We start from the raw sequence: 20,639 nt of genomic DNA on the forward strand, positions 1-20,639 counted from the left end.
ATGCAATGCTTCGCTCAATGTACTCTGGTATCGGTGGAATGAAAAACTTTCAAGTGAAATTAGATGTAATTGGTAATAACATTGCGAATGTAAACACATATGGATTTAAAAAAGGAAGAACAATTTTTAAAGATCTAGTGAGCCAGCAAATTGCGGGGGCAAGCGCTCCTACTGCCAACCGTGGTGGAGTAAACCCAAAACAAGTAGGTCTTGGCACCCAATTAGCTGCAATTGATACTGTTCATACACAAGGTAGTTTACAAACGACAGGACGTACGTTAGACTTGGCGATCTCTGGGGATGGATTCTTTGTATTGGGGAATGGCGTGACAGGAACTACTATCAACGGTCCTGTATATACAAGAGCAGGAAACTTTTATCTTGATCAAAATGGCGATATTGTTAATGCCGATGGTTTGTATTTAATAGGAGAACCATATAATCAACCTCCAGGTGCAAATACACCTACAGGAAATGTTGGTAAAATTAATATTCCTACAACCGCTAAAAGCTTTAGCATCGGTTCTGATGGAACTGTTAACTACGTGGATAGTACAGGAAATCTAGTTATCGCTGGAAAAATTTATCTTGCAAAATTTAAGAATAATGAAGGATTAGAGAAGGTGGGACAAAATCTATTCAGACAAACAGCAAACTCTGGTTCCATTGATGTTGATGGGGATGGGGTAGAGTTAGGGGAGTTGAATGCTCCTGGTAATGGTGGAACTGGTACCATCGTCGCTGGTGCGCTTGAAATGTCTAATGTCGATCTTTCTGAAGAGTTTACGGAAATGATTGTCGCACAGCGCGGGTTTCAAGCGAATACGCGTATCATTACAACATCTGACCAAATTCTTGAAGAGCTTGTGAATCTAAAACGTTAATCTTTCATGTAAAGGAGGGAACGGGGCTGTCTCAAAACCACAAGGTCAGACCTCTGTGAGACAGTCCTGTGTACATACTTGATTACACTAACGAGGCTGAATGGAAAAACATTTACACTTAATGCGATATACATAGAGCAAATAGAAGCTTTTCCTGATACGACGATTACGCTTACGAATGGGAAAAAATTCGTCGTGCGCGAATCGGTTGAAGATGTTGTCGTATTAGTGAAAAACTTCTACAAACATATTTCCATTATAGGACTTCCCCGTGATTTGGAGGGACTGGAAGATGAAAAATAACAAACTGTTAAGCGTCATGCTGATCATTATGGTAGCTATTACGTTCATCAGTGTGGTTGCATTAGTAGTTATTATGAAGTTTACTGGCAATGAAGAAACAAAAGAACCGACTGCTGACGAGATTGTTGAAAGCTCCGTTGATATACCGGAAATCACGACGAATTTAGCCGATGAGCGCTTTATTAAAGTTACGTTTAAGCTGCAAACAGACAGCGAAAAAGCAAAAGAGGAAGCAGAAAAGCGGAATTTCCAAATTCAAAACATTATTATTGAAGAATTATCGGAAATGAAAGCGGAAGATTTTAACGGAAAACAAGGAAAAGTAGCGCTTAGGAATCGTCTGAAAGAAGAAATGAATAAATTGATGCAGGAAGGAAAGATTGTTCAAGTATATATAACCTCCTTCATTATTCAGTAAACATGTGAGACATGCAGACGATTAGGAGGTGAAAATGATTGTCAGGTGAAGTTTTATCGCAAAGCGAAATTGATGCGCTGTTGGCGGCATTATCAACCGGAGAAATGGATGCGGAAGAGCTGAAGAAAGAAGAAGCGGGCAAAAAAGTAAAAGTATACGACTTTAAAAGAGCGCTTCGTTTCTCAAAGGATCAAATCCGAAGCCTTACCCGCATTCATGAAAACTTTGCAAGGCTGTTGACGACTTTTTTCTCGGCGCAATTGCGCACGTATGTACAAATATCGGTTGCTTCAGCGGACCAAATACCGTATGAAGAGTTTATTCGTTCCATCCCTAAGATGACGATTTTAAATGTATTTGAAGTGCCGCCATTAGATGGACGAATATTGATGGAAGTAAATCCGCATATTGCGTATGCGATGCTTGATCGTGTTATGGGTGGGCGCGGTTCAAGCGTTAATAAAGTAGACAATTTAACCGAAATTGAAACGAAAATTATGTCCAATTTGTTCGAAAAAGCGTTCAGCAATTTGCGTGATGCATGGGAGTCTGTTGCAGAAATTGATCCGATTTTGGCGGAGTTTGAAGTTAACCCGCAATTTTTACAAATGGTGTCGCCAAATGATACGGTTGTTGTTATTTCATTAAACACGCAGGTTGCGGAAAGTAGTGGCATGATTAACATTTGCATTCCACATATGGTGTTAGAACCGATTATGCCCCGCCTTTCTGCGCATTATTGGATGCAGACGCAACAAAAGGAAAGGCTTCCGCAAGAAATGGCGGCTCTCGAACAACGAATTAAGTTGACGCAGCTGCCTATCATTGCTGAGCTTGGTTCATCTACCATTACGATACAAGAGTTTTTGCAGTTGGATGTAGGGGACGTTATTCAACTAGATCAAACTATTCAACAGCCGCTTATTGTGAAAGTAGGCGATATTCCTAAATATATCGGACAACCGGGGAAAGTGAATAAACGATTAGCGGTGCAAATTATTGATACGATTAGAAGGGAGGAAGAAAACGATGATTAGTGGTGACATGTTATCCCAAGATGAGATTGATGCGTTATTGCGAGGTACTCTTGATGATGAGGAAATGAAAGTTCCCTATATTGATAATGTTTTATCTATGGTGGAACAAGATGCGTTAGGGGAAATCGGCAACATATCTTTCGGTAGCTCAGCAACAGCTCTTTCGATGTTGCTCAATCAGAAAGTAGAAATTACGACCCCAAACGTTTCAGTTGTTCATCGTAATACTCTTGTCGATGAATTTCCGTTGCCATATGTAGCGATTCAAGTTAGTTATACAGAGGGCTTTTTAGGCACAAATTTACTTGTGATTAAACAGTCAGATGCAGCCATTATTGCGGATTTAATGCTTGGTGGGGACGGAAAAAACCCGTCTGATATGTTAAACGAGATTCAATTCAGTGCTGTTGAAGAAGCGATGAATCAAATGATGGGTTCAGCTGCTACTTCCATGTCAACGATTTTTTCGAAAAAAGTCGATATTTCTCCGCCGACCCTTCATTTATTGGATGTAAGAGAAGGAACAGGAATCGATACTTTACCAAATGAGGACATATTGGTCAAAGTGTCATTCCGTTTAAAAATAGGTGATTTAATTGATTCAAACATTATGCAGTTATTGCCGGTCGATTTTGCGAAGGAGATGGTACAAAATTTATTGAATCCATCTAGTACAAACGAATCATCATCAGATACAATGAGAGGAGAATGGAGTAATCCTGCACAGCCGAAACAGGAGATTCCGTCATCGCCACCTGTTTCTCATTCAACAGAGGATTTACAATCTAATCAATATCCACAGGCATCCGAGCAACCAGCTTATCAAAATGCTGGGGTGTATCAGCAAAGTCCGCAATACTTTGGTACAAATGCGGGAACGAATTATCAAGCGAAAGTGCAACCGGTCGATTTTGCAAATTTTGAACCAACTTCATTGGCAGAAACAGAGTCAAAAAATTTAAATATATTATTAGATATTCCTCTGCAAGTGACGGTAGAACTAGGAAGGACAAGACGCTCTGTTCAAGATATTTTAAATCTCTCTTCCGGTTCCATTATTGAACTAGATAAGTTAGCAGGTGAGCCGGTTGATATACTTGTAAACAATAAGCTAATTGCTAAAGGAGAAGTTGTGGTTATTGATGAAAATTTTGGTGTGCGAGTGACGGATATTATTAGCCAAAGTGATCGTTTAAAAAAGCTAAAATAATAGTTTAGGAGGTTAATAGAAATGGCCAAAATATTAGTAGTAGATGATGCAGCATTTATGCGCATGATGATTAAAGATATTTTAACGAAAAATGGACATGAAGTCGTTGCGGAGGCAGCGGATGGGGCTCAAGCGGTAGAGAAATATAAAGAAGTACGTCCTGATTTAGTTACAATGGATATCACAATGCCGGAAATGGACGGAATTACAGCATTAAAAGAAATTAAAAAATTCGATAGCAACGCAAAAGTTATTATGTGCTCTGCTATGGGGCAACAAGCAATGGTCATCGATGCGATCCAAGCAGGTGCGAAAGATTTTATCGTCAAGCCGTTCCAAGCAGACCGTGTGATTGAAGCGATCAATAAGACGTTAGGATAAATGTAAGAGGTGGAAAAATTTGCTCCATTTTCGAATCATCACTGTTCTTATATATTTTATAGTTTTGCTTGCTTCGCAAACAGGGTTGCCTGTTTTTGCGGAGCAGCCTAAAACGGTAAAAGAATGTATCGAACATCCTGAACAATGTAAGGATCCATCCATCCAAACAGATGGAGAGAGAACAAATGATGAGATCGCAAAAGGGCAAGATCCTTTCTCTGTTTGGGATGTTTTTAAAATGATTTTGGCTACGATTTTTGTCGTCGTCTTAATTTACGTATTATTGCGATTGATTAATCAGCGCACACGTCTTTCTCCTACGAAACGAAGCTTTATTGAAAACCTAGGGGGAACGAGTGTTGGACCGAATCGTTCTGTACAATTAATTAAAGTAGGAAATCGTATATTAGTCATCGGTGTAGCTGACTCTATTCAATTGCTTACAGAAATTGATGAAGAGGAAGAAATGAAAGAAATTTTAACAGAGTATAATACGAGATTGAATCAAATGATGGAGCCTAGTCAATGGTTGAAGAATTTGATCTCGAAAGAAAAAGCAGCTAACGACGAATCTTTCCGCAATATATTAACAAAACAATTGCAGGAGATAGCTGTTCAACGAAAGAAAGTATTGCAAGACTTGGAAAAGAAGGGAACAATATCTGATGAATGAGTTTATGGAGTTTTTTAATAATAGCGCTCCTGAGACCGTCTCGACTTCTGTAAAGTTATTATTAGTGTTAACGATATTGTCCATCGCCCCAAGTATTTTAATTATGATGACGAGTTTTGCGCGAATTATCATTGTGCTTTCATTTGTTCGCACTTCGCTTGGAACGCAGCAAATGCCACCGAATCAAGTACTAATTGGCTTAGCGCTTTTTTTAACATTTTTCATTATGGCGCCGACGTTTAAAGAGGTGAATGATCAAGCGCTTCAGCCGCTTTTTGATGAGAAGATTAATTTAGAACAAGCCTATGAGCGTGCTTCAATACCGATGAAAGAATTTATGAGTAAGCATACTCGTCAAAAAGATTTATCCCTATTTTTAAAATATTCCGGGGAAGAAAGGCCAAAAAGTGTGAAAGATATTCCCTTGACCACATTGGTACCAGCATTTGTGATAAGCGAAATTAAGACTGCTTTTCAAATGGGATTTATGATTTTTATCCCTTTTTTAGTCATTGATATGGTTGTTGCTAGTGTACTCATGTCAATGGGGATGATGATGCTTCCGCCTGTCATGATTTCTTTACCTTTTAAAATATTGTTGTTCGTTCTTGTGGACGGTTGGTATTTAGTCGTTAAGTCATTGCTTGAAAGCTTTTAAAGTGGGTGAATACTCATGAGTCCAGATTTCGTCATTCATGTTGCCGAACGTGGTGTATATACCATATTAATGATTTCCGGTCCATTAATGCTGCTGGCGCTTGTTGTAGGCTTAATTATTAGTATCTTTCAAGCAACTACACAAATCCAGGAGCAAACACTCGCATTTGTGCCGAAAATTATCGCTGTGCTCATAGGGCTTGTTTTTTTTGGACCGTGGATGCTTTCGCGAATGCTTACTTACGCATACGAGATTTTCAATAATTTAACGAAGTTTGTAGGCTGATGATATGGAGCAGTTATTTACTTATTTTCCAGCATTTTTGTTAGTTTTGGCAAGGGTTGCTTCCTTTTTTGTGACCCTTCCGCTCTTTTCTTACCGGACGATTCCGAATAACCATAAGATTGGTCTCGCATTTTTTATTAGTTGGATTATGTTTTTCTCTATTAAAAAAGAACCAATCGATATTGATGGATTTTACATCATGCTAGTTATAAAAGAGGTATTAATTGGACTTTTAATAGGTTTTTTGGCCTTTATGATTATATCAGCGATTCAAATTGCCGGCGGATTCATTGATTTTCAAATGGGTTTTTCGATTGCAAACGTTATTGATCCTCAAACCGGAGCACAAAGTCCATTAATGGGTCAATATTTATATACATTTGCCTTATTGTTTTTGTTAGCAGTTAACGGGCACCATCTTTTGTTAGATGGGATATTTTACAGCTATCAGCTCATTCCACTCAAACAACTTTGGCTTCCGTTTGGTAACGAGAATGTTGCCCAATACATTGTAAAAGTTTTTAGCAAAATGTTTATTATTGCTTTTCAAATGTCGATTCCGATTGTGGGAAGTTTATTTTTAGTTGACGTAGCGTTAGGAATTGTTGCAAGAACGGTACCGCAATTCAATATTTTTGTTGTCGGTTTGCCTGTAAAAATCATTGTCAGCTTTATTTTGTTAATCATTGTTATGACGACTTTTTTTATCACTTCGCAACATTTGTTTGAGTTCATACTTGTCTCGATGCGGGGATTGATGGAGCTGTTAGAAGGCAGGTAAATAGAATTATGAAATTACTGAAGCTCGATTTGCAATTTTTTTCCGGAGAAAAAACGGAAAAGGCAACACCGAGAAAGCGTCAAGAAGTTCGTGAGAAAGGACAGGTTGCGAAAAGCGCAGATGTCAATTCTGCTGTTGTTATGTTAATTGTCTTTTTTGTTTTACTATTTTCCGGGCAATTGTATCAAGAAAAGGTACTAAGTATTTTTCGTCAATCGTTTCAAGAATATATGTTGTTAAATCTTTCAGTTGATACAGTGCATGCCGTTTTTTTAGATATTTTAAAACAAGTTGTTTTTATTGTCGGACCTATTTTTTTGGCAGCGATTGTAGCTGGATTAGCTGCTAACTTTATGCAAGTAGGTTTCATATTCACAACTGAACCGCTAAAAATGAAACTAAGCAAGCTGGATCCTATTCAAGGATTTAAGCGGATATTTTCTTTGCGGACAATAGTTGAGCTGCTTAAGTCAATATTAAAAATTGTCATTGTTGGTTTAGTTACATTTTCAGTTCTTTGGTTCCAAATGGATGAAATCTTACTGTTAACCTACAAGTCGCTTGGTGATTCTTTAAACTCCATTGGGGGCTTAACGGTAAAGATGGGGCTGTATGCTTCAGCAGCCTTGCTATTTTTGGCATTCCTGGACTATTTATATCAGCGTTTTGATTTTGAAAAAAGTATTCGAATGTCAAAACAAGATATTAAAGACGAATACAAAAAGACGGAGGGAGACCCGCTTATTAAGTCAAAAATTAAACAGAAGCAGCGGGAAATGGCAATGAGGCGGATGATGCAGGAAGTCCCGAAAGCCGATGTAGTCATTACAAACCCGACGCATTATGCGGTTGCGTTAAAATATGATGATCAAAAAATGGATGCACCAGTTGTGATTGCTAAAGGTGTTGACTATGTCGCTTTAAAAATGAAAGAAATCGCTAAAGAACATGATATTGTTACGGTGGAAAACCGTCCGCTTGCCCGTGCGTTATACGCTCAAGTAGAAATAGGGGATGCCATTCCTGAAGAATTTTTTAAAGCAGTAGCTGAAATTTTAGCGTACGTATATCGCTTGAAAAACAAAATTTAACGAAATTTTTAAAAGTAGAAAGTTTTAAGGAGAGAAATTTTATGTCAGCAAGAGATTTATCTGTATTAGTTGGCGTTGTATTAATCGTTGCCATGCTTGTCATCCCGCTGCCATCATGGCTGTTAAGTGTCCTCATCATCATAAATATTTCTCTTGCGCTTTTAGTTCTCCTCACGTCCATGAATATACGAGAACCGTTGCAGTTTTCGATCTTTCCATCTTTATTGTTGTTGTTAACGTTGTTTCGTTTGGGCTTAAACGTTTCGACAACACGCTCCATTTTAAGTAAAGGTGAAGCAGGCGGAGTTGTCGAAACATTTGGTACGTTCGTAGTCGGCGGAGATGTCGTTGTCGGATTTGTTATATTTCTTATTTTAATTATTATTCAGTTTGTGGTAATCACTAAGGGAGCTGAGCGTGTTTCTGAAGTGGCAGCTCGTTTCACGCTTGATGCGATGCCGGGAAAACAAATGAGCATTGATGCTGATTTGAACGCAGGAATGATTTCAGAGCAGCAAGCGCGTGAACGTCGTGAGAAAGTGGCGCAGGAAGCGGATTTTTACGGTGCAATGGACGGTGCCAGTAAATTTGTCAAGGGAGATGCCATTGCCGGGATTATTATTGTTATCATTAATATGCTGTTTGGAATGGTCATCGGTGTAGTCGAGCAAGGACTTGATGTAGCAGAAGCGGCCAAACGTTATACGCTGCTGACGGTCGGAGATGGCATTGTCAGCCAAATCCCTGCTCTCCTTATTTCTACTGCTACCGGTATTGTCGTCACACGAGCGGCATCGGAAGAAAATCTTGGAGCGGATATTACGCGGCAATTATTTTCTTATCCGAAAATGCTTTATGTGACAGCTGGAACGATTTTTTTATTAGGACTTTTCACGCCGATTAACGATATTTTAACGATTCCAATTGCTGCATTATTAGCATGGGGCGGCTATAATTTCTCAAAACCACAGAAAGAAGAAATGGCATCTGTGGAACAAGAGGAAGAAGTTGAAATCGATCAAATGAAAAGTCCGGAAAGCGTCGTAAATTTGTTGAATGTTGACCCGATTGAATTTGAGTTTGGCTATGGTTTAATTCCGCTGGCAGATGTCAACCAAGGAGGAGATCTGCTGGACCGAGTCGTCATGATTCGTCGGCAATTGGCACTGGAATTAGGTCTTGTTATACCAGTTGTACGAATTCGTGACAATATTCAGCTGCAACCAAACGAATATCGTTTAAAAATCAAAGGAAATGAGGTTGCAAGAGGGGAATTATTGCTTGATCATTATTTGGCGATGAGTCCAGGAATAGAGGATGAATCCATTGAGGGGATTGATACAATAGAACCCGCTTTCGGATTGCCGGCAAAATGGATTTCTGAAGATATGAAAGAACAAGCTGAAATGTTCGGATATACAGTCGTTGACCCACCTTCTGTTGTATCGACGCATATTACCGAAGTGTTGAAGGCGCATGCACATGAATTATTAGGGCGGCAAGAAACAAAACAATTAGTCGATCATTTGAAAGAATCTTATCCAATATTAGTAGAGGAAGTAACACCAAATCCACTTTCTATTGGTGATATTCAAAAAGTGTTAGCTAAACTATTAAAAGAAAAAGTGTCGATTCGCAATTTACCGGTTATTTTTGAAACATTAGCTGATTTTGGCAGGGTGACAAGCGATACGGATTTACTGACAGAATATGTGAGACAGGCACTGGCGAGACAAATTACTAATCAATATATTGTCGCAGGAGAAACATTAAAAGTAATTACGTTATCTGGAAAAGTAGAAAAAGCGGTTGCTGATGGGGTGCAGCAAACGGAGCATGGTACATATTTATCACTAGACCCTTCTGTTTCACAGTCCATTATTGAAGCAATTGCCTTTCAGTTAGAGCAGCAGTCATTTCATAATCAAACGCCCATATTGCTTTGTTCACCGGCTGTCCGCATGTATGTGCGCCAGCTTACAGAACGCTATTTTCCACATGTGCCGGTATTATCATACAATGAGCTTGAAGCGAATGTTGAAGTCCAAAGCGTTGGGGTGGTGAATATTGAATGAAGGTAAAGAAATTTGTTGCACCTTCAATGCCCGAAGCAATGAAAATGATTCGCGCAGAATTAGGGAATGATGCGGTCATTTTAAATTCAAAAGTGGTTCATAAAGGTGGGTTTTTAGGACTATTTTCCAAGAAAAACATTGAAGTTATTGCAGCTGTTGACCGGCCGCCATCACCTATAACTGAAAAAAGAAAAAAGCAGCCGAATACAGCATTTTTGAGTGAGTTGCCGAACAGAGTGGAACAAAAAGTATCAGCTGATAAAGATTTGCTTCATGAAATTAACGAACTAAAGTCGATGCTAAAGCAACTTTCAACAAATGTAACGGTTAATTTTGAGCAATATCCCGGTCCATTGCATGAAATAAACTTGCTCTTAACAGAACAAGAAGTTTCTAATGAATTACGCCAAAAAGTGATGGCCGAGTTGTTGGAAAAATGGTATTTGCATGGTGCTAGTGCGACAAGGGAGCATACATTCAATTGGGCGAGGGAGATATTGTTAAAACAATTAGAAGGAATACCGTTTGGAGGTATTTCCTTTCAGAAAAAATTTATTAACGTTGTCGGACCAACCGGGGTTGGCAAAACAACGACCTTAGCAAAAATGGCTGCTGAATGTGTCATTAAACATCGCAAAAAAGTCGCTTTTATTACAACAGATACGTATCGAATTGCGGCTATTGATCAATTAAAAACATACGCGAAAATTTTAGATGTTCCGTTGGAAGTGTGTTACAACATCAACGATTTTCGCTTAGCTAAAGCAAAATTTGCAACGTATGATGTTGTTTTCGTTGATACAGCGGGACGGAATTTCCGCAATGCCCAATATGTGCAAGATTTAAAGGCTATCATTGATTTTAACGATGAAGTAGAAACATTTCTTGTGCTAGCCTTAACTGCTAAATTATCGGATATGAAAGAAATTTACGAGCAATTTTCACTCATTCACGTCGACAAATTTATTTTCACAAAAATCGATGAGACAAGCCATTATGGTGCGATGGTGAATTTAATTGCTGATTGTAAAACAGGTGTTGCCTATTTAACAAATGGACAAAATGTTCCGGATGATATTGTCGAAGCATCTTCAGAAACCGTTGTAAATATATTGCTTGGGGTCGAGCAGACATGAGAGATCAGGCAGAGAGCTTACGAATGTTGTTAAATCGAATGGATAAAGAAACGAAAACAAAGGCCATTGCCGTTATTAGCGGCAAGGGAGGCGTTGGGAAATCGAACTTTTCGTTAAATTTTTCCCTCATGTTATTGAAACGCGGGTTTAATGTGCTACTATTTGATATGGATATCGGAATGGGAAATATTGATATTTTACTCGGTCAGTCTTCTCATGTATCCATTATCGATATGTTTAATAATGGCCTTTCCATCCGAGATTTAATTAAAAAAGGGCCTGAGAATTTATCATTTATTGCTGGAGGAACTGGATTGACAAAAGTTTTCACAATGGATCAACAAAAATTGGATTATTTCATTGATCAATTGCAATCTGTTTCTCAGGAGTATGACTATATGATTTTTGACATGGGAGCAGGTATTTCTGAAGATCGTTTGCAGCTTCTTATGGCTGTTCATGAGATTTTTGTGATAACAACGCCTGAGCCGACATCGATTACCGATGCTTATGCAGCAATGAAATATATTCATATGCTTGAAAAAAATATTCCATTTTACTTGGTCGTGAACCGGGCACAAACAGATAAAGAAGGACGCGAAACATTAATAAGATTAACAAATGCAATGAAGCAATTCCTCGGCAAAGAAATAATCAAATTAGGGATGTTGCCAGAAGATCGGGCTGTTTCAAAAGCGGTGGCAAGACAGATGCCGTTTTTGTTACTTGATCCTGCGACAAAAGTGAGTCGTGCTATAGTGGAAATAACGGATCGCTATTTGTCGAAGAATACGGATGCGGAAATAACCACCCATTCCTTTAATTTCTTTACTAAGCTCAGGCGATTCCTTTTAGAAAGGTAGGATCAATCGGTGGAAAAAATCAAAGTATTAGTTGTTGATGACTCCGCCTTTATGAGAAAACTAATAACAGATTTTTTATCGGAAGCGCCAAATATTGAAGTAGTGGGAATTGCCAGAAATGGTCAAGATGCGATTGAAAAAATTAAAGAACTAAAACCACATGTTGTCACGCTAGATATAGAGATGCCGGTGATGAACGGGTTAGAGGCGTTAAAACGAATCATGGAGGAGCATCCTGTTCCGGTTGTAATGCTCTCAAGCACGACAAAAGAAGGAGCAGAAAATACAGTTTTATCCATGCAATATGGGGCAATCGATTTTATTGCTAAACCGTCTGGGCCGATTTCTTTAGATTTGCACAAAATAAAAGAAGAAATCATCACAAAAGTGTTGCTAGCTAGTCGGGCTAATTTACGAACTTTTGGAAAATCAGAAGTAAAAAAAATTAATCCTGTTCCATTTCCAAATTATAGTAAAATAGAAACAGAAGAGTTTTCATCAAATGTTCATAGAGGACAGGAAAAGAAAAAAATTGTATGCATCGGAACATCAACAGGAGGGCCGCGGGCTTTGCAACAAGTGTTAATGCGATTGCCGGAGACGATTCAAGCACCGATTCTTATCGTTCAACATATGCCAAAAGGTTTTACGAAGTCATTGGCAACAAGATTGGATTCATTATGTAAAATCCATGTAAAAGAAGCGGAAGATGGCGAGTTATTAAAAAATGGAACTGCTTATATCGCGCCGGGAGGGTTTCATTTAAAAGTTACGAAAAGAAGGAATGTACCAGCTATACAAATTGATGAATCGCCGGAAAGAAACGGACATCGTCCTTCTGTAGACGTAATGTTTGAGTCAATTAGCACGCTATATGATTACGAAAAAATTGCGGTCATTATGACAGGAATGGGTTCTGATGGTACGGAAGGTCTCAAACACTTGAGGCAATCTGGATACGTGAAGGCGGTAGCTGAATCAGAGGAAACGGCAGTCGTTTTCGGAATGCCAAAAGCGGCTATCACTGCTAATTTAGTTGATGACGTTGTTCCTTTGAACAAAATCGCGGAAATGATTATGAAATATGTAAATGGCCAAGGAGTGTAAAAGCTATGGACATGAGCCAATACTTAGAAGTGTTTATTGATGAGAGTAAGGAACATTTACAAACGATTAATGAGCAGCTGTTAGAATTAGAAAAAAGTCCTGAGGATGTCACAATTGTTAATGAAATTTTCCGTTCTGCCCATACGTTAAAAGGAATGTCGGCAACAATGGGATTTGAGGATTTGGCCAATTTGACCCATCAAATGGAAAATGTTCTTGATGCGATTCGCAATCATCAAATTCAAGTAACACCTGACATACTTGATGTTGTCTTCCGGGCTGTCGATGATTTGGAAGCAATGGTCAATTCAATTGGAGAAGGCGGAGATGGAAAGCGTGATGTAACAGAAGTAGTTCAGCAGTTGAAATTAATCGAGCAAGGGAAAACTCCTGTATCAGCTGAGCCGACAAGTAAACCGTCTTCTTCACAAATACATACACAAACATATGGAGAATTTGAATATAATGTGCTTCAACAATCAAAAGAACAGGGGTTTACAAGCTATGCGATTCGCATTCAACTTCGTGCTGATTGTTTGTTAAAAGCAGCTCGTGTATTTATGATATTTGAAGCTCTTGAACAAGTTGGCGAAATTATAAAATCGAATCCTCCTGCTGAGCTGCTAGAACAAGAGCAATTTGACCAAGAATTTATCGTTACGGTTATTTCAAAAGAAAATAAAGAAGATTTATATAAACGGATCATGCAAGTTTCAGAGGTTGAGGAAGTTGTAATTACACCGCTAGATTTAGAGCAGATAGGAATGGAATTACAACAGGCGGAAGCTGCTTTGACACAAACGGAAGAAAAGAGTGAAAAGACAGAGAAACAAGAAAAAGCTTCAACAGCTAGACAGGCTGCTGCTGGTAATAAAACGATTCGCGTTAATATTGAACGTCTTGATAGTTTAATGAATTTGTTTGAAGAACTTGTGATTGATCGTGGACGGCTGGAGCAAATTTCAAGAGAGTTAAATCACCCTGAACTGCAAGAAACCGTTGAAAGAATGTCGCGTATTTCCGGAGACTTGCAAAATATTATTTTGAATATGCGAATGGTACCGGTAGAAACGGTATTTAACCGTTTCCCTCGCATGGTTCGCCAGTTGGCTCGCGATTTAGGAAAGAAAGTTAATTTAGAAATTATCGGTGCGGAGACAGAGCTTGATCGAACAGTCATTGATGAGATTGGTGATCCGCTTGTTCACCTCTTGCGCAATGCGATTGACCACGGTATTGAAACACCAGATGTACGCCGTGCGAAAGGAAAGCCGGAGGAAGGAACGATAAAGTTAAAAGCATACCATAGCGGCAACCATGTCTTTATTGAAATTGAGGACGATGGTGCCGGAATTAATCGTGAAAAAGTATTGAAAAAGGCGATTAGCAAAGGAATCATTTCCGAACAAAATGCGACCAATTTAACTGACAAACAAGTTTATGAACTGATTTTTTCATCTGGTTTTTCAACAGCTGATAAAATTTCTGATATTTCCGGACGCGGCGTTGGCCTGGATGTTGTAAAAAGTACAATTGAATCGCTCGGCGGCTCGATCACAATTGATTCACATGAAGGAGCTGGTTCCGTATTTTCCATTCAATTGCCGCTCACGTTATCGATTATTTCTGTTCTTCTTGTAGAAATTCAAAACGAAAAATATGCCATCCCGCTGTCATCGATTATTGAAACAGCAATAGTCAAGAAGGAATCTATTTTACATGCCCATAATCAAAAAGTAATTGATTTTCGCGGGAAAGTAGTGCCACTATTATTCTTAAAAGATATTTTTGAAGTCCCTGTGCATAAGGAAGAAGGAGACTTTTTGTCGGTTGTCATTGTTCGTAAAGGAGACAAGATGGCTGGTCTTGTCGTTGACTCATTTATCGGTCAACAAGAAATTGTCTTAAAATCATTAGGAAATTACTTAACAAATGTATTTGCTATTTCCGGTGCAACCATTCTTGGTGATGGCCAAGTTGCCCTTATCATTGATTGTAATGCGTTAATCAAGTAAATGTTTGTTTCGCCTAGTCGGAAAAAATGACGATTAGGCGAAAACAACCTTGCTTCTCAGGGGAGGAAAAACAAGATGACGGAATTTCAAGGAACTGAGCTAAAAGTGATTGTTTTTCAACTGAAAGATGAAGAATATGCCATACCTGTTCAACAAGTTCGTTCCATCGAAAAAGTTCAGCATATTACACGCGTCCCGAGAACGCCGGATTTTGTAAAAGGAGTTATCAATTTGCGAGGTGTAGTTACGCCTATTATTGATTTGCGGACGCGTTTTGGACTTGAGGAAGCTGCTATTTCCGAAAGCACACGCGTCATCATTGTTACACTTGATGAAATTGAGGTTGGATTCATTGTCGATGCGGCAAATGATGTGGTGGATATACCGGCAGACGCCATCGAGTCTGCGCCAGAAGTCATGGATACAGCCCAAGTAGATTATATTAACGGTGTAGCTAAAATGGGAAAACGGTTATTGATTTTACTTAACTTAGAAAAACTGCTGAACAATCAAGAGTTGAAGGTGGCAAAATAAAAGAGAGGTCGTGTTAGACGATGCTTTATTTTGACAAGTTAAATACCGACCACATGGATATTTTAAAAGAAATCGGAAATATTGGAGCGGGAAATGCAGCGACTGCACTGTCCCAGTTATTAAATAAAAAAATAGAGATGAATGTACCGGATGTCCGCATTGTTTCATTTGATGAAATGATGGAGTTAGTCGGTGGTGCTGATCATGTCGTTGCTTCCGTTTTTTTGCGAATTGAGGGAGACGTATCGGGAAATATGTTTTTCATGTTGTCTTTAGAACAGGCAAAGAGTTTTATTCAGCAAATGACAGGACATAAAGAGTTTGGTGAATTAGGCATTTCAGCTTTACAAGAACTGGGAAATATTTTAGCTGGCTCTTACCTTTCTTCTTTAGCAAATTTTACAAATCTCGAGCTATATCCTTCTGTTCCCGCTTTAAGTGTCGATATGATTGGAGCCATTTTAGAATATGGTTTAATTGAGCTTTCCCGCGTTGGTGATTTTGCAATTGTGATTGATACTGCTCTTTATGAAGCAGATCAAGTGCAAGACAGCTTGAACGGACATTTTTTCTTGCTTCCTGATCCAGATTCATTTGCACCGCTTTTTCGGTCTTTAGGTGTGGAAATGAGATGAGCGAAGTGATAAACGTTGTAAAAGTAGGAATAGCGGATATGAATGTTGTAAAATCACCCAATGTCATACGTACATCTGGATTAGGATCATGTGTTGGTGTGGTTGTTTATGATCTAGCAAGAGAAGTAGCGGGTTTAGCTCATGTCATGCTGCCAGATTCGAGTTTTGCTAAATCTAGTGAATTGAATATTGCGAAATATGCTGATACAGCTGTGGAGGCATTAGTAGAACGTGTGATCAAAGAGGGCGGAAGGAAAAATGCATTAAAAGCCAAATTAGCGGGGGGAGCGCAAATGTTTCAATTCACTACAGCCAACTTGGATATAATGAGAATTGGTCCAAGAAATGTAGAAGCGGTTAAACAGCAATTGCGTCGACTTAATATCCCGATTGTTGCCGAAGATGTGGGAGGGAGCAACGGGCGTACGATTGAATTTAACCCAGAAACAGGTGTACTGTCTATTCGTACCGTTAATCAGGGAGTACAAGAGATATAATGGTAGGAACATGGATATTTAACTTATTACTTGGATTGTTTGGGTTTTTTATCGTTTTCTTTCTTTCCTTTACAGGAAATACGATATTAACTGCATTTATTCGCTCATTGATTACGTTTATTTCATTTTTCTTGATCGGCTATATTTTTCGATGGATGTTTGCGTATATTGTAGATCAAGAAGAAATGAAAAAAATAGTGAATTCACAGTCACCTGTTCAGAAAGACAATGAAATCGAGCAATTTCTCAACAGTCTTTCCGATGAAGAAACGCAAAAAGTTGCACAATATATTCGCAGCATGTTAAACGATCATCGTAAAGCATAAAACGAATATGTGTTTCATTGCCTTGCTTAACGATCCATTAGTTTTTGCAGTTTCATGATTACAAGAAACGAACGACAAAAACCTGTGAACTCCAGTCAATGGAAGAAGTAGTTAGATGGCTTTGAACGGGAGCCGACAGAGCCATGGGAGTCTTTACTCATGAAAGTCTAGTGGAACAAGGGAAAGTGTCTGTATGCAGATACAGAGGAAACTCTTGAGTACACTAGAACGAGACTGATCCAAAAGTTAAGTGTCAGATCACACAACACAATATATAGGACATCATATTAAATCAATGAAGTATAAAATGCATGTGAGGTCAAACACTTATGGGTCAGTCCCAGGTTCAGGAGGGGGAATATGATGGCAAACATCTCGGCAAGCGAGGAACAGAAATATTGGAACAATTGGATGTATCATCGCGATCTGCAAGCTGGAGATGAACTTATTCAAAAATATATGCCACTTGTTCATTACCATGTTCAACGCATTTCCGCTTCATTACCAAAAAATATAAGTAAAGAGGAGCTAATTAGTTTCGGGTTAATGGGGCTTTATGATGCCTTAGAGAAATTTGACCCTTCTCGTGATTTAAAATTCGATACGTATGCTTCCTTTCGGATTCGTGGCGCCATTCTTGATGGGTTAAGAAAAGAAGACTGGCTTCCGCGCGGTACAAGGGAAAAAGCTAAAAAAATTGAGGCGGCAATTGAAAAACTTGAACAAAAATATATGCGGACAGTAAGCGCAAAAGAAGTAGCTGACGAGCTACGTATGACAGAAGAAGAAGTATATATGACGATGAATGAAAGTTTTTTTGCGAATGTTCTTTCGCTTGACGAGCCCACGAAAGACGATGAGGAACATGAATATTTACAATTTGAGATTCGTGATGAAAAGTCGATTTCTCCAGAAGAACGTCTATTGAAGCAAGAGCTGCATTTACAGCTTGCTGAGGTGATTAAACAATTAAATGAAAAAGAACAGCTTGTCATTAGCCTGTTTTATAAAGAGGAGTTAACGTTAACGGAGATTGGGCAAATCATGGGGCTTTCCACATCGAGAATCTCACAGATTCATGCAAAAGCAATATTTAAAATGCGGAAAATACTTGAACAAGCCCTATAAGGAATGATGTAAGTTTCGTTAGAAAAAAACATTTATAGGGAAGTAGTACCGATTATAATATTGGTAAAATGATAATTAGCACTTCTGCAGATGAAAAATATTTCAGGCAAACAAAAAAGTAAAGCGGCAAAACAAAATCATTCACATAAAGAATAAGTAAAGGAACAATGATAGATTTTACCGGATAGAGGGATTCGATGAGTACATTTTTGTTTGTTATAAGTTTTATATGTCATCTTATTTCCTTCTTTTTTATCATACTTTTATCGCTTAAACTTTCAAAGGTAAAAGAATTGGAAAAAAAGCAGACGAAAATGATGAAAGATATGGAGGAAGCGATTGCTACATATTTACTCGAATTTAAGGAGGAAAACGAAAAGTTTATTGGTACATTAACAAAAACAATCAACCGTATGGAACGGAAAAACAAAAAAGAGGAAAGACGGGCAGTATTGCCGACATATTTACCTAACATTGAGCAAATAAAAGATCAAGTCGATATAAGTACGACTCACATTACACATGAGAGGGTAAGTTCGGACAAGGATACAGAAATGAACAACGAGCTGCAATCACTTATGCAGCAAGCGCTCCAATTGCATAAACAAGGAAAAACAATCGAAGAAATTGCACGAATTTTAGAAAAAGGAAAAACGGAAATAGAATTGTTGCTGAAATTTCGGCAAATGTAGGCAAATATAGCTTGATTGTCAGTATCAGTTATGATATATTTTAACATGGTGTGAATACACACGCTCATTGATTTAAGCAATGGTGCTGACTCGTCAGTCTTGCTTAAAGATGAAGTGGGCGGAGGATTAAAAACCAAATTTAGGAGGAAGAAACAAATGTCAGTTATTTCAATGAAGCAATTGCTTGAAGCTGGTGTTCATTTCGGACATCAAACTCGTCGTTGGAACCCAAAAATGAAAAAATACATCTTCACAGAGCGCAACGGAATTTATATCATCGACTTGCAAAAAACTGTGAAGAAAGTAGAAGAAGCTTATAATTTCGTTAAAGAGTTGGCAGCAAACGGCGGTAAAATTTTATTCGTTGGTACGAAAAAACAAGCTCAAGAATCTGTGAAAGAAGAAGCAGAACGTTCAGGCATGTTCTATGTTAACCAACGTTGGTTAGGTGGTACATTAACAAACTTTGAAACAATTCAAAAACGCATCAAACGTTTAAAAGATATCGAGAAAATGGCTGAAGATGGCACATTTGATGTATTGCCTAAGAAAGAAGTTGTAAAATTAAAGAAAGAACAAGAACGCTTAGAGAAATTCTTAGGCGGTATTAAAGAAATGAAACAATTACCAGATGCGTTGTTTGTCATCGATCCTCGTAAAGAGCGCATTGCAGTTGCGGAAGCTCGTAAATTAAATATTCCAATCGTAGGTATTGTTGATACAAACTGCGATCCGGATGAAATCGATTATGTAATTCCAGCAAACGACGATGCGATTCGCGCTGTTAAACTTCTTACTTCTAAAATTGCTGACGCGATTTTAGAAGCAAAACAAGGCGAGGAAGCAGTAGCAACAGCAGCTGCTGAGTAATGGTTCACTTGAAAGGTGATAAGAGGGGAAAGCCTTTTATCACCTTTTTTTGAGACAGAAAAACTCAATAATTGGCTATACTAATAGTTAAACAAAATTTGCTATGCGAATTTTGTTTCCATACATATCGTAAGTTATAAAGGAGGATACAGTACATGGCAATTACTGCTCAAATGGTAAAAGAATTGCGCGAAAAAACAGGCGCGGGTATGATGGACTGCAAAAAAGCATTAACTGAGACAAACGGTGATATGGAAAAAGCAATCGATTGGCTTCGTGAAAAAGGAATCGCGAAAGCGGCAAAGAAAGCTGACCGCATTGCTGCTGAAGGTACAACATTAATCGAAATGGAAGGTAATACAGCAGTTATTTTAGAAGTAAACTCTGAAACTGACTTCGTTGCGAAAAACGAAGGATTCAAAACATTAGTAAAAGAGCTTGCTGCTCATTTATTAAAAAATAAACCTGCAACAGTTGAAGAAGCGCTTCAGCAAAAAATGGACAATGGTGCAACAGTTGAAGAGCACATTAATGCGGCTATCGCAAAAATCGGCGAAAAAATTACGTTGCGTCGCTTTGAAATTGTGGAAAAAGGCGACAACGCTGCGTTTGGTGCATACTTACACATGGGTGGTCGCATCGGCGTATTAACATTATTAGAAGGAACTACGAACGAAGAAGTAGCAAAAGATGTTGCGATGCACATCGCTGCGATTAATCCAAAATATGTTTCTCGTGACCAAGTTTCTCAAGAAGAAATTGCACGTGAACGTGAAGTACTAACACAACAAGCATTAAACGAAGGAAAGCCTGAAAGTATTGTTGCCAAAATGGTTGAAGGCCGTTTGAACAAGTTTTTTGAAGAAATTTGCTTGCTTGAGCAAAGCTTCGTAAAAAATCCGGATATGAAAGTTCGCCAATTTGTTGAATCAAACGGTGCAACAGTAAAAAGCTTCGTTCGTTATGAAGTAGGAGAAGGTATTGAAAAACGCCAAGACAACTTTGCTGAAGAAGTTATGAATCAAGTTAGAAAGTAATTT

At 38.5% G+C, this 20,639-nt stretch carries 24 protein-coding genes; all 24 read left to right on the plus strand.

All coding sequences use genetic code 11. From position 1 onward, the window contains the following. Nucleotides 1-5: 5 nt before the first annotated feature. The 24 genes from flgG to tsf all read left to right on the plus strand — a co-directional run bounded on the left by flgG (nt 6) and on the right by tsf (nt 20,636). Nucleotides 6-884 carry a flagellar basal body rod protein FlgG gene (gene flgG / locus HNQ85_RS05225; RefSeq protein ID WP_181536708.1) on the plus strand — a complete coding sequence of 293 codons (879 nt, stop codon included), beginning with the start codon at nt 6-8 and terminating at the stop codon, nt 882-884. Nucleotides 885-962: 78 nt separating this feature from the next. After that, on the plus strand, nt 963-1,187 hold the full coding sequence (locus HNQ85_RS05230; protein ID WP_181536709.1) for a flagellar FlbD family protein: 225 nt from the start codon (nt 963-965) through the stop codon (nt 1,185-1,187). Then, nucleotides 1,177-1,605, plus strand: a complete 429-nt coding sequence (fliL, locus tag HNQ85_RS05235) for a flagellar basal body-associated protein FliL (protein WP_181536711.1) — start codon at nt 1,177-1,179, stop codon at nt 1,603-1,605. The genes HNQ85_RS05230 and fliL overlap by 11 nt, the downstream gene beginning before the upstream one ends. 38 nt (nt 1,606-1,643) lie before the next feature. Continuing rightward, nucleotides 1,644-2,642: a flagellar motor switch protein FliM gene (gene fliM, locus HNQ85_RS05240; protein WP_181536712.1), complete on the plus strand. Its 999-nt coding sequence runs from the start codon at nt 1,644-1,646 to the stop codon at nt 2,640-2,642. Next, complete coding sequence (gene fliY, locus HNQ85_RS05245; protein ID WP_181536713.1) at nt 2,635-3,852, plus strand: flagellar motor switch phosphatase FliY; 1,218 nt, start codon at nt 2,635-2,637, stop codon at nt 3,850-3,852. Before fliM ends, fliY begins: the two co-directional genes overlap by 8 nt. A 21-nt stretch (nt 3,853-3,873) precedes the next feature. After that, complete coding sequence (locus HNQ85_RS05250; protein WP_181536714.1) at nt 3,874-4,233, plus strand: response regulator; 360 nt, start codon at nt 3,874-3,876, stop codon at nt 4,231-4,233. A 19-nt stretch (nt 4,234-4,252) separates the two neighbouring features. Beyond that, the gene (locus tag HNQ85_RS05255) at nt 4,253-4,906 is read left to right on the plus strand and encodes a flagellar biosynthetic protein FliO (RefSeq protein WP_181536715.1); all 654 of its coding nucleotides are present in this window, start codon (nt 4,253-4,255) and stop codon (nt 4,904-4,906) included. Beyond that, nucleotides 4,899-5,564 carry a flagellar type III secretion system pore protein FliP gene (fliP, locus tag HNQ85_RS05260; protein ID WP_181536716.1) on the plus strand — a complete coding sequence of 222 codons (666 nt, stop codon included), beginning with the start codon at nt 4,899-4,901 and terminating at the stop codon, nt 5,562-5,564. The genes HNQ85_RS05255 and fliP overlap by 8 nt, the downstream gene beginning before the upstream one ends. Before the next feature lie 15 nt (nt 5,565-5,579). After that, nucleotides 5,580-5,849, plus strand: coding sequence for a flagellar biosynthesis protein FliQ (fliQ, locus tag HNQ85_RS05265; protein WP_181536717.1), 270 nt, complete (start codon nt 5,580-5,582; stop codon nt 5,847-5,849). 4 nt (nt 5,850-5,853) lie between these two features. After that, the gene (gene fliR / locus HNQ85_RS05270; protein WP_181536718.1) at nt 5,854-6,630 is read left to right on the plus strand and encodes a flagellar biosynthetic protein FliR; all 777 of its coding nucleotides are present in this window, start codon (nt 5,854-5,856) and stop codon (nt 6,628-6,630) included. 8 nt (nt 6,631-6,638) lie between these two features. Next, on the plus strand, nt 6,639-7,721 hold the full coding sequence (flhB, locus tag HNQ85_RS05275) for a flagellar biosynthesis protein FlhB (protein ID WP_181536719.1): 1,083 nt from the start codon (nt 6,639-6,641) through the stop codon (nt 7,719-7,721). A 41-nt stretch (nt 7,722-7,762) separates the two neighbouring features. Continuing rightward, nucleotides 7,763-9,796 carry a flagellar biosynthesis protein FlhA gene (flhA, locus tag HNQ85_RS05280; RefSeq protein WP_181536720.1) on the plus strand — a complete coding sequence of 678 codons (2,034 nt, stop codon included), beginning with the start codon at nt 7,763-7,765 and terminating at the stop codon, nt 9,794-9,796. Continuing rightward, on the plus strand, nt 9,793-10,932 hold the full coding sequence (gene flhF, locus HNQ85_RS05285) for a flagellar biosynthesis protein FlhF (protein ID WP_181536721.1): 1,140 nt from the start codon (nt 9,793-9,795) through the stop codon (nt 10,930-10,932). Before flhA ends, flhF begins: the two co-directional genes overlap by 4 nt. Beyond that, nucleotides 10,929-11,795, plus strand: a complete 867-nt coding sequence (locus tag HNQ85_RS05290; RefSeq protein WP_181536722.1) for a MinD/ParA family protein — start codon at nt 10,929-10,931, stop codon at nt 11,793-11,795. Before flhF ends, HNQ85_RS05290 begins: the two co-directional genes overlap by 4 nt. A 9-nt stretch (nt 11,796-11,804) precedes the next feature. Then, nucleotides 11,805-12,902, plus strand: coding sequence for a chemotaxis-specific protein-glutamate methyltransferase CheB (locus HNQ85_RS05295; RefSeq protein WP_181536723.1), 1,098 nt, complete (start codon nt 11,805-11,807; stop codon nt 12,900-12,902). A gap of 5 nt (nt 12,903-12,907) precedes the next feature. After that, complete coding sequence (locus tag HNQ85_RS05300; protein WP_181536724.1) at nt 12,908-14,917, plus strand: chemotaxis protein CheA; 2,010 nt, start codon at nt 12,908-12,910, stop codon at nt 14,915-14,917. 75 nt (nt 14,918-14,992) lie between these two features. Then, nucleotides 14,993-15,451: a chemotaxis protein CheW gene (locus HNQ85_RS05305; protein ID WP_181536725.1), complete on the plus strand. Its 459-nt coding sequence runs from the start codon at nt 14,993-14,995 to the stop codon at nt 15,449-15,451. A 20-nt stretch (nt 15,452-15,471) separates the two neighbouring features. Then, complete coding sequence (locus HNQ85_RS05310; RefSeq protein ID WP_181536726.1) at nt 15,472-16,086, plus strand: chemotaxis protein CheC; 615 nt, start codon at nt 15,472-15,474, stop codon at nt 16,084-16,086. Further along, nucleotides 16,083-16,583, plus strand: coding sequence for a chemotaxis protein CheD (locus HNQ85_RS05315; RefSeq protein ID WP_181536727.1), 501 nt, complete (start codon nt 16,083-16,085; stop codon nt 16,581-16,583). Before HNQ85_RS05310 ends, HNQ85_RS05315 begins: the two co-directional genes overlap by 4 nt. Beyond that, nucleotides 16,583-16,909, plus strand: a complete 327-nt coding sequence (locus HNQ85_RS05320; protein WP_181536728.1) for a hypothetical protein — start codon at nt 16,583-16,585, stop codon at nt 16,907-16,909. Before HNQ85_RS05315 ends, HNQ85_RS05320 begins: the two co-directional genes overlap by 1 nt. A 363-nt stretch (nt 16,910-17,272) precedes the next feature. Further along, nucleotides 17,273-18,037, plus strand: a complete 765-nt coding sequence (locus tag HNQ85_RS05325) for a FliA/WhiG family RNA polymerase sigma factor (RefSeq protein ID WP_181537001.1) — start codon at nt 17,273-17,275, stop codon at nt 18,035-18,037. A 197-nt stretch (nt 18,038-18,234) separates the two neighbouring features. Beyond that, the gene (locus HNQ85_RS05330) at nt 18,235-18,729 is read left to right on the plus strand and encodes a hypothetical protein (RefSeq protein ID WP_181536729.1); all 495 of its coding nucleotides are present in this window, start codon (nt 18,235-18,237) and stop codon (nt 18,727-18,729) included. Nucleotides 18,730-18,885: 156 nt separating this feature from the next. Continuing rightward, the gene (rpsB, locus tag HNQ85_RS05335; RefSeq protein ID WP_181536730.1) at nt 18,886-19,599 is read left to right on the plus strand and encodes a 30S ribosomal protein S2; all 714 of its coding nucleotides are present in this window, start codon (nt 18,886-18,888) and stop codon (nt 19,597-19,599) included. A 155-nt stretch (nt 19,600-19,754) separates the two neighbouring features. After that, nucleotides 19,755-20,636 carry a translation elongation factor Ts gene (gene tsf, locus HNQ85_RS05340; RefSeq protein WP_181536731.1) on the plus strand — a complete coding sequence of 294 codons (882 nt, stop codon included), beginning with the start codon at nt 19,755-19,757 and terminating at the stop codon, nt 20,634-20,636. Nucleotides 20,637-20,639 lie beyond the last annotated feature (3 nt).

Origin of the sequence: [Anoxybacillus] calidus (assembly GCF_013760845.1) — a bacterium.
In the GTDB taxonomy this organism is placed as follows: Bacteria; Bacillota; Bacilli; order Bacillales; family Anoxybacillaceae; genus Paranoxybacillus; species Paranoxybacillus calidus.

Coding starts and splice junctions, on each gene's coding strand:
- flhB (WP_181536719.1), top strand. CDS start 6,639: ATGAAATTACTGAAGCTCGATTTGCAATTTTTTTCCGGAGAAAAAACG.
- HNQ85_RS05305 (WP_181536725.1), top strand. CDS start 14,993: ATGACGGAATTTCAAGGAACTGAGCTAAAAGTGATTGTTTTTCAACTG.
- rpsB (WP_181536730.1), top strand. CDS start 18,886: ATGTCAGTTATTTCAATGAAGCAATTGCTTGAAGCTGGTGTTCATTTC.
- fliY (WP_181536713.1), top strand. CDS start 2,635: ATGATTAGTGGTGACATGTTATCCCAAGATGAGATTGATGCGTTATTG.
- HNQ85_RS05320 (WP_181536728.1), top strand. CDS start 16,583: ATGGTAGGAACATGGATATTTAACTTATTACTTGGATTGTTTGGGTTT.
- HNQ85_RS05330 (WP_181536729.1), top strand. CDS start 18,235: ATGAGTACATTTTTGTTTGTTATAAGTTTTATATGTCATCTTATTTCC.
- HNQ85_RS05250 (WP_181536714.1), top strand. CDS start 3,874: ATGGCCAAAATATTAGTAGTAGATGATGCAGCATTTATGCGCATGATG.
- HNQ85_RS05310 (WP_181536726.1), top strand. CDS start 15,472: ATGCTTTATTTTGACAAGTTAAATACCGACCACATGGATATTTTAAAA.
- fliQ (WP_181536717.1), top strand. CDS start 5,580: ATGAGTCCAGATTTCGTCATTCATGTTGCCGAACGTGGTGTATATACC.
- HNQ85_RS05290 (WP_181536722.1), top strand. CDS start 10,929: ATGAGAGATCAGGCAGAGAGCTTACGAATGTTGTTAAATCGAATGGAT.
- tsf (WP_181536731.1), top strand. CDS start 19,755: ATGGCAATTACTGCTCAAATGGTAAAAGAATTGCGCGAAAAAACAGGC.
- fliR (WP_181536718.1), top strand. CDS start 5,854: ATGGAGCAGTTATTTACTTATTTTCCAGCATTTTTGTTAGTTTTGGCA.
- fliL (WP_181536711.1), top strand. CDS start 1,177: ATGAAAAATAACAAACTGTTAAGCGTCATGCTGATCATTATGGTAGCT.
- flhA (WP_181536720.1), top strand. CDS start 7,763: ATGTCAGCAAGAGATTTATCTGTATTAGTTGGCGTTGTATTAATCGTT.
- flhF (WP_181536721.1), top strand. CDS start 9,793: ATGAAGGTAAAGAAATTTGTTGCACCTTCAATGCCCGAAGCAATGAAA.
- HNQ85_RS05325 (WP_181537001.1), top strand. CDS start 17,273: ATGGCAAACATCTCGGCAAGCGAGGAACAGAAATATTGGAACAATTGG.
- flgG (WP_181536708.1), top strand. CDS start 6: ATGCTTCGCTCAATGTACTCTGGTATCGGTGGAATGAAAAACTTTCAA.
- HNQ85_RS05315 (WP_181536727.1), top strand. CDS start 16,083: ATGAGCGAAGTGATAAACGTTGTAAAAGTAGGAATAGCGGATATGAAT.
- fliP (WP_181536716.1), top strand. CDS start 4,899: ATGAATGAGTTTATGGAGTTTTTTAATAATAGCGCTCCTGAGACCGTC.
- HNQ85_RS05300 (WP_181536724.1), top strand. CDS start 12,908: ATGGACATGAGCCAATACTTAGAAGTGTTTATTGATGAGAGTAAGGAA.